Consider the following 12,762-nt stretch of genomic DNA (forward strand, 5'->3'; position numbering starts at 1 on the left):
TCTTCTAAAATATATATTTAATGAATAATATTATGTGGTAAAGACAATAATTAGAATATCTGAGTAAATACTTAGGAGGTTAATATGAGTTACTTTAATGAAGGAAATAAATATTATAATAATAAAGATTACTCTAAAGCAATCGAAAATTACATAGAATCTATTGAAGTTGGTGAAAATGAAAGTTGCGCTTATTATAACGCAGGTGTATGTTATATTAAACTTAAGGATTTTAATAGCGCAATTGAAATGCTTAAGAAAGCTTTAAGTATACAAAAAGAAAGTAAATATTATTTTAATTTAGCTTATTGCTATGCAATGCTCGAAAATGTAAATAAAGCATTAATTTATTTTAATAGAGCTTGGGCTTTAGATGCTTCAGATAAAGACTGCGAAAAAGCTATAAACCTATTAATTTCTAAAAATAAAAAAGCGCTTTAATAAGCGCTTTTACCATTCTCCTGCAATACTATCAGTTATATGATCTTCATAAAAATCATAATTATTAAAATAATCTCCTGCTAAATAAAAAGTAGTATCTACCGGTATCCAACTTTCTATATCACTAATATAAACTTCATTCCATGCATGTGGTCCATATTGCTTCCCATCATATGCTGTTCCCGTTAATAATCTAACCTTTAAATCTACTGCTCTAGCCATTGCAACATAAAGACAAGAGTAGTCAAAACAAATACCACTTCTATTTTCAAATGCTGAAATAGCTCCGCTATTTTCAACTTTTTCATTATTTAATGCTTTTTCTGCTCTATCATAATCATACTCTATATTACTTCCAATCCAAGAATACAAAATTCTAGCTTTATCAATATCACTTGTTACACCTTTTGTTAATTCTTTTGCCATCTCATCAATTTCATTTGTAGATTTAATTCCTTCTTCTAATGTAACACCATTATAATAAATAATTATATTGCTTGTTGGTAGAAAGTTTTCTACAATTTCATCTGTAAGATCACTATTATTTTGGGCTATTTCAGAAGATAACTTCTCATAAACTTTATTATTACTAAATAAATCAATTCTATTATAAATTCCTATAGTATTATTATACATAATTAATGCTACAAAAAATATAAGTATTGACATTATTCCTTTTACTATTCCAAATATTGATGATAATATAACAATCAAAATACTATTTGCCTTATTTAATCCCTTAAACATTGGTATAATAATTTTCTTAGATATCACATAAAATGATACTTGAAGTAAAAAGAATAATCCTACTAATAATGCTATTTTACAAACATCACCATAAATACCATCTAATTTAAGATATGAAATTGATATTTTAGTAATACCTTTAATAATAACATCAATCTTTAAAGCAATTATTAAAATCGTAATAAATATAGAAATATAATAAAGGACCCTCTCTAGCGCAAAAGTTACATTTCTTCCATTCAATGACCTTTTCACACTTTCTGTAACTCCTAAAATTATAATAAAAAAACATATAGCATAAGAGAGTATTTCATTCATTAAGATTGCTCCTTTTATTCGAAATCTTCTGATTTAACTATAGATTTCACAACATCTTTAATTAAATCATAATCATACCCCTTCCCCATTAAAAATCTATATAATTTTTGCGTTAGTTTATAATTATCATTTTCTCTTTTACTAAATACTTTGTATTTTTTTAAAGCCATTTCATAAACAATAGCTTTAACCTCATCATTATTTATTTTTTCTAATTCACTTTCAATAATCTCTTCATCAATTCCTTTTTGAAGTAAAGAGTACTTAATTTTCTTTTTACCTATGTTTCTCGATTTATCTTTAACATACATAGTTGCATAATTATTATCATTTAATAAATTATATTCTTTCATAAAATTTATTGTACGATTAATTATATGGTCATCATAACCTTTTAATGCTAATTTTTGTGCTAATTCCTTTTCACTCTTATAAGTTCGTTCAATTGTTTTAAGCGCTGTATTTTTACATTTTATATAGTTATCTTCATCCGCTAACTTTTTTAAAGAATCAACATCAATTTTATCTTTAACCTTTATATTTTCTTTATATATCAATTCAGCACTAATTGAAAAAGCATACTCTTCATCAATATATATGTTTACTCGTTCCTTATTTCTTTTTCCTACTTCAATTTTTGTTATTATATTCATAATTATTACCACCTTATGATGATTTTAGTATATGAATTGTAGGATTATTTAAAACTTTATTTGCAACTTCATATATCTCATCTGCTGTAATACTATTTAGACTTTCCATATCTTTTAAAAATTCAAATATATCTTCACCTTCTAAGCTTTGACTCAAAATATAACTACATAATTCAACTGAATCCTCTAATGTTGAAATCACAGCTGTCTTATGAACCTTTTTCATTATATTTAAATCATTATTACCAATTACAATTTTTTTAGACTTAATATCCTTAAATATTTCTTCTATAGCTTTTGAAGCATCATTTATATCCTCTTCATCAACTGCAGTATAAACATATAATGTTTTTACATTTTTAGTAATGTCTAAATGTGAATATATATCATATGCTAAACCTCTGTTTTCTCTTACTTCCCTAAATAGTAAAGAGTTGGCACTTTCACCTAATCTGTGATTTAAAATTCGTAATGGAAGTTCACTTTTTTTATCTAAATCATAAAAAGTAAATAAATAAATTATTGTACTTAATTCAATATTTTCTTTAGTTGTTACTACCTTAATATCCTTATTCTTTTCATCTTTAACATCTAAACTTTTTACCTCTTTAGGTTGCCACTTTCCAAAATATTTTTCTATTTCCTTTATTGCATCATCATGCTCTCGTGATGATACCATTGTTATTAATGAATTGTTTGGCACATAATACTTTTTATAATAACTATAAAGCTGATCCCTAGTAAAGTTTTTTACATTTTCATCTAACCCAGCAACATCATACTTTAAAGCGCTATGTTCAAATGCAACTTCATTAATCCTTTTAAAACTAAAATCTTCAACACTATCTTTACTTGATCTTATTTCTGCTAAAATTACTCCTCTTTCTTTATCTACCTCTTCTTCTGGAAGTTTTGAATTAATAAGCATATCACTTAATAATTCAATACCATTTATAAACTCTTCCTCTAAACAACTAATTGAATATACTGTTTGAGAATAATCCGTATAAGCATTATATTCTCCACCTAAAGACTCTAATTCATCATTTAACCTTTGAAATGTTCTATTCTCAGTTCCTTTAAAAATCATATGTTCTATAAAATGTGAAATCCCTTTTTCCTCAAGAGTTTCATTTAAGGCACCAACTTTAATTCCTATGTTAATTGATGAGATTTGGGTATTCTTTTTTATAGTAATGACTTCTAATCCATTTTTAAGAATATGCTTTTTTACATCAAAATTTAATTTAATCATCTTCTACCTTCCCCCATCTAAAATACTTTTTTCCTAGAATTATAATATAATATGTTTGCTACTTAATATCAACAATTAAGTGAAATTCAATATTTTATATTTTGCTAATTCAACTTAAATTTTACTAATTTAAGTCTAAGATTTAGATTAGTAAAATTTATACAAAATACACTATTCTATTTAAATAATTTAAGTCTTTTTTTAATAGTTTATCTGTTCTAATTCTCTTAATATATACTTATTTAATTTATTTTTATATAAATTAACTTATTAGTTTATAATTGTACAATTATGTTTTATAATTTAGTTAATAAATATTTTTTAAAGGAGGCATTATGAGTAAAACTATACTAATAATAGAAGATGAATTAAAAATAAGATTTTTATTAAGGGATTACTTGAAGGCAGAAGGATTTAATGTATTAGAAGCTTCTGATGGTGATGAAGGAATATTTATATTTAAAAATAACAAAGTCGATTTAATCCTATTAGATATAATGATGCCTAAGATTGATGGTATTACAGTTTTAGAAACAATTAGAACAGTTTCTAATCTTCCAATTATATTATTAACTGCAAAAGGTCAGGAGGAAGATAAACTTTTTGGTTATGAAATGGGTGCTGATGATTATGTTACTAAACCATTTTCCCCTAAAATCTTAATAGCTAAAATCAAAGCTTTATTAAAAAGAACAACTAATAATGATGATGATTTCAACCCAACTCAAAATTATAATGGATTAACTATTAATAAGTTAGCACATGAAGTTAAAATAAATGGCGTTGCTCTTACATTATCACCAAAAGAATTTGAACTTTTGCTTTATTTATCTGATAATTTAGGAATTGCATTAAGCAGGGACACTATACTAGACAATGTTTGGGGAATCGATTATTATGGTGATTTAAGGACTGTTGACACAAATATAAAAAGATTACGTGAAAAATTGGGTTCAAAAGCTAACTATATTGTTACAGTAAGAGGAAGTGGGTATAAATTTGAAGTTCCAAATGAAGAATAGTATTTCTAAAAGAATTACATTAATAACCTTTGGTTTAATATCAATTGTATTTTGTTTAACTTTTTTATTTCAAAATATATTTTTTGAAGACTTTTATCTTTCTAAAAAAACAGAATCATTAATTTTAGATGCTAAAAGAATAAAATCATTATATTCTTATCAAAATTTTGATGCTACAACCCTAAGTTCTGCATTAAAAAATTATGAAGAAAAAAATAATTCAAGAATTGCAATTATATCATTAAATGACGGTTCATTAAAATATTTATCATATTTTGATAATAAAAACTTCGATGATATGAAATCTTTAACTAATTTTTATTCAGATCTATTATCAAATCATGATTTAATTGAAGATGTTTTAATCAATGATAAAGTGCAAAGTGTAATTTTTACGAATCAAGGTAGTGACTACAAAAAAATAGGAATTGTTGCGCCAATTTCAATTCAAAGTGAAAATGATTCACTACTTATTTCAGTATCTTCTATACAACCAATCAAAGAAGCTTCAAGTGTTATACGTAGTTTCTATTTTTATTTATTAATTGGATTTTTAATATTAGCTATATTTTTGTCTAGAATTTATTCTAAATTAATTAGTAAACCACTTATTGATTTAAATAAAGCAGCAAAAAAAATGTCTAATTTAGATTTTGACACAAAGTGTGCAGTTACATCTGATGATGAAATTGGTAATCTTGCAAATACACTAAACTTTTTATCATCTAACTTAGAAAATGCTCTTCAAACGCTCCAAGAAAAAAATGCTCAATTAGAAAAAGATATTGAAAAAGAGCGTAATCTTGAAAATATGAGAAAAGATTTCGTATCAAGTGTAAGCCATGATTTAAGAACTCCACTAGGCATTATATGTGGATATGCTGAAGGCTTAAGAGATGGTATAGCTTCTGGAAAAGATGCCGTTGCATATTTAGATACTATTATAGACGAAGCAAATAAAATGAATTTATTAATAACCAATATGCTTGATTTATCTAAATTAGAATCTGAAACAATAGCCTTACATTTAGAGTCATTTAATATAGTTAGATTACTACAAGGAATGGTAAAAAAATTCTCATTAGACTTTCAGAATAAAGGATTAAACATAAAATTTAATTTACCTTCATATGCCTATGTTGAAGGTGATATAATGACATTAGAACGTGTTGTGCAAAATCTTTTATCAAATACTATTAAATATACACCTAGAAATAATGATATTATCATTACCGTTAAGGAAGATGATTTTGATTATTTAATTTCAATAGAAAATAAAGGGATTACTATACCTGATAATGAATTAGAGAATATATTTGCAAAATTCTACAGATTAGATAAATCTGGTGATAGATCTAAAAATAGCTATGGTCTAGGATTAGCAACAGTAGAAAGAATTTTATCCCTTCATAAAAGTAAATATTCTATAAGTAATACTAAAGATGGTGTTATTTTTAAATTCACATTAAAAAAGCAAGATTTAGCCATTGACGAATTCGAATAATTTTTTTATACAGATTAATTATTACTAACTTAAATATAACTAAATATTATTTAAAATTAAAAGTGACAAGTTGCAAGCTCAAAAATAAAATTCCTTTACACTGAATTTATTTTCTAACTTGTAACTTATCACTTATCCCTTAATACTAAACATACACTCTTTCAATTTTTTTGAAGATAATTTCCTTCTTTATTTCTAAAGTATCTTTATTTATTTCAATTTTAAAAATATTAGGACATCCTTCTTCTCTCCATTTTTTCATATACTTTGCATTAGCTTCTAAAATATAAAAATACTTTTCATCAAAGTCATCTGAAAATTCTAAAAATGATAACTTACTATATCTATCAAGTTTTATATTTTCTTTATCTATATTATTCATTATTGGAACAAAATATTTTAATGGTATTTCATATTTATATGTACCTGAAATTTCTTTTCCTTCAATTAATGCTCTTTTTAAAAATCTTTCTTCCTTATCATTTAACTTTTTAAATCCAAGCTTAAAGATTGGTTCATTTAATCTATTTTTCTCTATTTTAACTTTGATCATTGACATCACCAACTTCACTTTCCTTAGTTTATTATAAAAATCCGCCGTCAATCCTTATTATTTGTCCAGTTAAATATGAGGTATTATTTTGGCATAAAAATAATACAGTATTAGCAACTTCATCAACAGTACCAAATCTACCAATTGGAATATCATTTATTAATTCTTCTTTTTCATCAGCTTCTAAAAAACTATTCATTTCAGTATCAATAACTCCAGGCGCTATTGCATTTACTCTTATTCCAAAAGAAGCGACCTCTTTTGCCAAAGCTTTAGTAAATAAATTTAATCCACCTTTTGTAGTTGAATATACAACTTCACAAGAAGCTCCACTCTCTCCCCATATTGAAGAGATATTAATTATATTACCACTACCTTTAGAAGTCATAAATGGTAATATAGCCTGAGTTAAATACATTGGAGCTAATAAATTAACATTCATTAATTGCTCTATAGTTTCTTTTTTAAAATCCATAAATAATCCAATTTCTGATTTAGCTGCATTATTTATTAATATATCTATTTTCCCAAAGCTCTCTATAACTTCATTTATCAAATTAATACAATTATTATAATCTGAAATATCTCTTTTTATAATTTTTGCATATCCACCATTATCTATTATTTCTTTTAATGTATTATTAGCTCCTAAATCATCTTTTGAATAATTTATAATAACACTTGCGCCATTTAAAGCTAACTTTTTTGCAATAGCACTCCCTATTCCTCTTGATGCTCCAGTAACAAGTGCTACTTTTCCCGTTAAACTGCTCATTATAGTCTCCTCTCTAGTTTTAATTATATTATAATTTAATTCTTTCTTTATATCAAAAATTATTATAATAAATCTAACTTTTTCTTTTTCTAATTCTTTCTTCCTTTGCATAATTTAAATATTCTGCTATCTTAGTTGGACCTGCAATGTTTTTTCTTGTAACCCAAAGAGAACCAGCATCCTGAGCATCGATAATCCATTTAACTAATTTAATTTCTCCTTTTTCTATCTCAATCGTCGTTATTGCATATGGATAAACACAACATCCATCATTGAAATATGGTGGTTCATAAAGCCCAGGAAATCTTGTATTATGAGTATGTCCACATAAAAGCATAGTGCAATTATCCCTTGCCCAATCTTGAAGTTTTATATCTATTCTGCTTCTTTGAGTTTTACTTTTTGCTGATCTTGTAGGATCTTTAAATCCAGCTATTCCATTTAAAAATTTCCATATATATCGTACTAAAAATTCATTTATTCTCCAAGCTTCATTATTCCAAAAATCAAGTTGATGCCCATGCACAACTAAAAATTTTTCTCCTAATGGCTTATACATTAAATTCATTCCTGGATAAAATGTTACGTTTTTAATAAATTTAATAAATTCCTCACCATAATCTGCTCCAATTTTTTTTAGTGCGTTTTCTTCCTTATATTTAAAATTTCTACATCTTTTAATAATATCATGATTTCCTACTATGCAGTAAATATTATTCTTTTTATTGAATTTATTTAATATTTTAAAGATATCATCATAGAAAAAAGAAATCTCATTAAAATTTTTATTTTTCCATAATTCATCTCCATCTCCAACTTCTATATAAATATAATCATTTTTTAAATAATATTTCAATGCTGTTATATATATATTTCTATTTGGCAAAAAAGAATCCGAATATGTCCCATCACCTCTATGAACATCCGAAATAAATACTATTTTACTATCATCATCGAAATCTAATGTAAATCCATTCTCATATATATTTTCTAATTCCTTTACTGACATACTATCCTCATTTTAATTGTTTCTAATATATTATGAATTATAAATATTAATTGATAACCTATTAATAATTTATATATAAAAATTGTATTAATAGCACAAACTATATCTAATGTAATTTATACATTTACTAAAGAATAAAAGAAACTTAATTCATAAGGAGTAATGATTATTATGAAACTATATCTTTACAACAAAACATATTTTTATAAGATACTTTCATTTATATTAATTATATGTAATCTAGGCTCTGTAACTGCTTCAGCTTATGTATCATTAGACAAATGTGATTTATCTAAAAACAATTCAAGTATAACTCAAAATACGGATGATAAAAATCATGAATTAATAGAAAAATTTCAACCTGTTATTGAAAATATATTTTTAAATAGAAATTCTGCAATTCTAACTGGAGATAGTGAAGGACTAAAATTATTTTATGACTTAGATAAAAGAGTTGGAAAATGGACTTATGAAAAAGAAGTTACTAAAACTCAATACTTTACTAATTGGTGTGAAAAACAATGCGTTTCCTTCACAAGGATAAATTCCATAATAAAAGTATGTAACGTAAAAGAACTAGAAAAGGATGTTTACAATGTTGTATGCTACGCATGTACAACTTTTTGTTACAGCTATAAAGATCAACCTACTGTAGAAAATTTATTTAAACTTGGTACATGTCATTATATTAACTTAAAAGATAATGGTGACAGATATATTATAATTAAAGAATGGTATACTGATCCACTAGCTGATTCTTTAGATTTAGAAAATCTTAATTGTGATGATATTAAAGCAGCTATTTTAAATCATACAAAACCTGATTATACACCAGATGAAAGAACTCAAAAAGCAATAGATTATGCTCATGAATACTGTGGAATTAGTGATAACGAAGAACATTTATTTAAATATAATAAAGATTACAAAAATTTTAATCCTGATGGTGGTGACTGTGCAAACTTTGCTTCTCAAATTATGTACGAAGGCGGTGGCTTTAAGAAAAATAGTACTTGGTCTTATTGTAATAAATCTGCTACAAAAGCCTGGGTCAATGCACAAGCTTTTAAAAACTATCTAATAAATAGTGGTCGTGGTTCTTATATTGCCAAAGGTAACTATTGTGAAACTTACAAAGCAGCTTTTAATTTACGTCCTGGTGACATTGTCGCCTATGAGAAAAAAGGAAGAATAACTCATGTTTCTACAGTAACAGGATTAGACTCAAAAGGTTATCCTTTAGTAACATGTCATAATACTGATAGAATGCTTGTACCATATGATTTAGGTTGGAGTAATAGTAATATTAAGTTCCACTTAATTGATGTACACTATTAGCTATCTTTATATAGTTAAGAGTTAATAGTTTTGAGTTAATAGTTGAGGTTGAAACTCCTTAAAGGAGTTTCTTAATTATATGTTTTTTAAATTCATCTAAGCTGAATTTATCCCTTAACTATTAACTCTTAACTCTTAATTATTAACTACTTTAAAATATGTGGAATGATAATACAACCATGCCAAATACAATTGATACTATTGACATTAACTTAATTAATATATTTAAAGCTGGACCTGAAGTGTCTTTAAATGGATCTCCTACTGTATCACCAACAACAGCTCCTTTATGACATTCTGAACCTTTACCACCATAATTTCCTGCTTCAATATGTTTCTTTGCATTATCCCATGCTCCACCAGAATTAGACATCATTACAGCTAATACAAATCCACATATAGTTGCTCCTGCTAATAATCCAGCAACACCATTAGGCCCTAAAATGAAACCTACTATTAATGGAGTTGCTATTGCTATTACTGCAATAACTATTAGTTCCTTTTGAGATGATTTTGTACAAATATCTACACATGATGCATAATCAGGTTCTGCTTTACCATCCATTAAACCTTTAATTTCCTTAAATTGTCTTCTTACTTCAACAACAATTTTACTAGCTGCTCTTCCCACAGCACTCATAGTACAAGAAGAAAATGCAAATGTAACCATTGCTCCAATAAATGCACCTATTAAAACTTGTGGATTTAAAACTGATAAATCAAATTCGAATGCTATATTATTATTTGTAGCTAAAACTTCTATAGAATTTTTATAAGATGCTATAAAAGCTAAAGCAGTTAATGCAGCTGATCCAATAGCAAAGCCTTTTCCCGTTGCTGCTGTAGTATTTCCTAATGAATCCAAAGCATCTGTCCTATCTCTTACTTCTGAAGGTAATCCAGCCATTTCAGCAATTCCTCCAGCATTATCTGCAACTGGACCATAAGCATCTGTAGCTAATGTTATACCAAGTGTAGATAACATACCAACTGCTGATATAGCTATTCCAAATAACCCCATATTAAAATTATTAAATCCACCTGAAGAAACAAAACTTATTAAAATTGAACAAGCAATTATTATTACAGGTGCAGCTGTAGATTTCATTCCCACTGATAAACCAGTAATAATAACTGTAGCAGCACCAGTTTCTGAAGATTTTGCAATACTCTTTGTTGGATTATAATTATCACTAGTATAATATTCTGTAAAAAATCCTATTAATAATCCTGCAACTAATCCACAAAGAATTGAAATATAAATACCTATATGTCCTTTTCCTAATACATTAGATACAACAAAGTAAGATGCAATTGCAATAACTATTGCTGAAAAATAGGTACCTCTCCTTAATGCGCTTAATAATGCTTTTTGAGAAACATCCTCTTTAGATTTTACAAAAAAACTTCCAAGTATAGATGCCATTACTCCAATAGAAGCTATTACTATTGGTATTACAGCTCCATTTACTGACAATCCTGCTGCAACTGCTAAAGCACAAGATGATAATATAGAACCAACATATGATTCATAAAGATCAGCTCCCATCCCAGCAACATCACCAACATTATCACCAACATTATCAGCTATAACAGCTGGATTTCTTGGATCGTCCTCTGGTATTCCTATTTCAACTTTACCAACAAGATCAGCTCCTACATCTGCTGCTTTAGTAAATATACCTCCACCTACTCTTGCAAACAAAGCCATAGATGAAGCTCCCATACTAAATGTTAACATTGTTGTTGTTATCATTGTAATTCTTTCATTTAAAGGCATTGCGCTATAATAACAATTTAATATACCAAACCAAATACTAAAATCAGCTAATGCTAAACCAACTACAACAAGTCCCATTACCGAACCACTTGAAAATGCAACTCTTAATCCGCTATTTAAGCTCTTAGTACAAGCATTTGCTGTTCTACTATTTGCACTAGTAGCAATTTTCATGCCTAAATATCCACTTAGACCTGAGAATATACCACCTGTTAGGAATGCAAATGGCATAAAGATACTAACAAAATTGAACCTTGATAAAATAAATAAAATGATAAACATGATTACGAAAAATATAGCAACACCTTTATATTGTCGTTTTAAAAAAGCATTTGCCCCTTTTCTGATACTACTTGCAATATACTTCATCCTATCAGTTCCCTCATCCACCTTAAAGATTGTATAAGTATAATATGCAGCAAAGAGTAATGCTAATGTCGCTCCTACAGGTGCAAAAACTATTAATTTCATAATCCTCTCCCCCTTAATAATATTAATATTATTCATCTACATTTCTATATATAGTTTTTACTTTTCATAATAGAACTTTTAACAATTAATATTTTGAAAAATTTTAGGCATATATAATTTTAAAATTTAATATAATCTAACATAATGAAAGGAGCGATAAAAAATGAGTAAACAAAAACGTGGAAAATATATTAAAACATTACCAAACTGGCGTGGTACATGTCCAATTTGCGGAAGAAAAAGAGTAAAATTAGTATGGACAAAGAAAGATGAAAATGGAAAAACTATAAATGTATGCAAGCACTGTTCTCTAACATAGATATTATATATTTAAAGAGGTTGTATTAAATTCTACAACCTCTTTTTAAATATATTTATTATATTTAAAAGCCTTTTTTCTTTGCTTCTATACCACTTTCATTAAGAGCAGGTTCTTCAATTGTTGTAACATATTTATTTTTAGGATTATTATTTTGTGTTTTATTCCCATTTTTTAGATAATTTTCTTTAGTATATTCTCTCTTATTCATTTTAACTCCTTACTTTTTCAATAAAATTTTATACTTTTTATATAAATTAGAATTTTGGATCTATCTCTTCTCTTTGAATATGTTTTAAATCCTTTAATCTTAAATGTGTTGTTTCCATTATTTTATTCCAAGGTTCACCATCAATGATCATTTTTTTTGCTACATCTCTACTTAATAGTGTATCTAATTTTTTCATTTTAAAAACCTCCTTATCTTTTGATACTATTATTTTATGGCTTTTTAAAAAACTTATTCGAGTTATAAATTTCATATTATTAACGCTTTAATGAATTTTAGAATAATTATCCAAATTTAATATTTTTAATTAAAAAGAAAACAGCATAGCAAATAATATTTACTACACTG

The 12,762-nt window shown here is 26.3% G+C and carries 14 protein-coding genes; 5 read left to right on the plus strand and 9 right to left on the minus strand.

Translation table 11 applies throughout. From position 1 onward, the window contains the following. Positions 1-84 precede the first annotated feature (84 nt). The gene (locus TY07_RS14445; RefSeq protein WP_042401591.1) at positions 85-441 is read left to right on the plus strand and encodes a tetratricopeptide repeat protein; all 357 of its coding nucleotides are present in this window, start codon (positions 85-87) and stop codon (positions 439-441) included. A 9-nt stretch (positions 442-450) separates the two neighbouring features. Here TY07_RS14445 and TY07_RS14450 read toward each other — a convergent pair whose 3' ends face one another. The 3 genes from TY07_RS14450 to TY07_RS14460 all read right to left on the minus strand — a co-directional run bounded on the left by TY07_RS14450 (position 451) and on the right by TY07_RS14460 (position 3,414). Continuing rightward, positions 451-1,443 (minus strand): transglutaminase-like domain-containing protein, encoded by a 993-nt coding sequence (locus TY07_RS14450; RefSeq protein WP_198134009.1) that lies wholly within the window; start codon positions 1,441-1,443, stop codon positions 451-453. Positions 1,444-1,520: 77 nt separating this feature from the next. Beyond that, positions 1,521-2,159 carry a recombination regulator RecX gene (recX, locus tag TY07_RS14455; protein WP_042401597.1) on the minus strand — a complete coding sequence of 213 codons (639 nt, stop codon included), beginning with the start codon at positions 2,157-2,159 and terminating at the stop codon, positions 1,521-1,523. 13 nt (positions 2,160-2,172) lie between these two features. Then, complete coding sequence (locus tag TY07_RS14460; RefSeq protein WP_042401600.1) at positions 2,173-3,414, minus strand: M16 family metallopeptidase; 1,242 nt, start codon at positions 3,412-3,414, stop codon at positions 2,173-2,175. A gap of 335 nt (positions 3,415-3,749) precedes the next feature. On the opposite strand from TY07_RS14460, the gene TY07_RS14465 reads away from it, so the two are divergent. Both TY07_RS14465 and TY07_RS14470 read left to right on the plus strand, forming a co-directional pair. After that, positions 3,750-4,436, plus strand: coding sequence for a response regulator transcription factor (locus TY07_RS14465; RefSeq protein ID WP_042401603.1), 687 nt, complete (start codon positions 3,750-3,752; stop codon positions 4,434-4,436). Then, entirely contained in the window at positions 4,426-5,940 is a 1,515-nt protein-coding gene (locus TY07_RS14470) for a HAMP domain-containing sensor histidine kinase (RefSeq protein WP_042401606.1), read from the plus strand. The genes TY07_RS14465 and TY07_RS14470 overlap by 11 nt, the downstream gene beginning before the upstream one ends. 145 nt (positions 5,941-6,085) lie before the next feature. Here the strand turns inward: TY07_RS14470 and TY07_RS14475 are convergent, their stop codons facing one another. The 3 genes from TY07_RS14475 to TY07_RS14485 all read right to left on the minus strand — a co-directional run bounded on the left by TY07_RS14475 (position 6,086) and on the right by TY07_RS14485 (position 8,277). Then, positions 6,086-6,493 carry a hypothetical protein gene (locus tag TY07_RS14475; protein ID WP_042401609.1) on the minus strand — a complete coding sequence of 136 codons (408 nt, stop codon included), beginning with the start codon at positions 6,491-6,493 and terminating at the stop codon, positions 6,086-6,088. A gap of 31 nt (positions 6,494-6,524) precedes the next feature. After that, the gene (gene ymfI / locus TY07_RS14480; protein ID WP_042401621.1) at positions 6,525-7,268 is read right to left on the minus strand and encodes an elongation factor P 5-aminopentanone reductase; all 744 of its coding nucleotides are present in this window, start codon (positions 7,266-7,268) and stop codon (positions 6,525-6,527) included. A gap of 73 nt (positions 7,269-7,341) precedes the next feature. Further along, positions 7,342-8,277: a metallophosphoesterase gene (locus TY07_RS14485; RefSeq protein ID WP_042401611.1), complete on the minus strand. Its 936-nt coding sequence runs from the start codon at positions 8,275-8,277 to the stop codon at positions 7,342-7,344. Positions 8,278-8,448: 171 nt separating this feature from the next. Between TY07_RS14485 and TY07_RS14490 the strand changes: the two genes are divergently transcribed. Beyond that, a complete protein-coding gene (locus TY07_RS14490) occupies positions 8,449-9,615 on the plus strand; it encodes an amidase domain-containing protein (protein WP_078061390.1) in 1,167 nt (388 codons plus the stop codon). A 151-nt stretch (positions 9,616-9,766) separates the two neighbouring features. Here TY07_RS14490 and TY07_RS14495 read toward each other — a convergent pair whose 3' ends face one another. After that, entirely contained in the window at positions 9,767-11,866 is a 2,100-nt protein-coding gene (locus tag TY07_RS14495; protein ID WP_042401615.1) for a sodium-translocating pyrophosphatase, read from the minus strand. A gap of 163 nt (positions 11,867-12,029) precedes the next feature. On the opposite strand from TY07_RS14495, the gene TY07_RS18410 reads away from it, so the two are divergent. Next, positions 12,030-12,185: a hypothetical protein gene (locus TY07_RS18410; RefSeq protein WP_172684731.1), complete on the plus strand. Its 156-nt coding sequence runs from the start codon at positions 12,030-12,032 to the stop codon at positions 12,183-12,185. A gap of 64 nt (positions 12,186-12,249) precedes the next feature. On the opposite strand, the gene TY07_RS18415 is transcribed toward TY07_RS18410, so the two are convergent. Next, complete coding sequence (locus TY07_RS18415; protein ID WP_172676171.1) at positions 12,250-12,396, minus strand: hypothetical protein; 147 nt, start codon at positions 12,394-12,396, stop codon at positions 12,250-12,252. A gap of 46 nt (positions 12,397-12,442) precedes the next feature. After that, positions 12,443-12,592: a hypothetical protein gene (locus tag TY07_RS18420; protein WP_172676170.1), complete on the minus strand. Its 150-nt coding sequence runs from the start codon at positions 12,590-12,592 to the stop codon at positions 12,443-12,445. Positions 12,593-12,762 lie beyond the last annotated feature (170 nt).

The organism is Clostridium saudiense, assembly GCF_000577815.1.
GTDB classification, from domain to species: domain Bacteria; phylum Bacillota; class Clostridia; order Clostridiales; family Clostridiaceae; genus Clostridium; species Clostridium saudiense.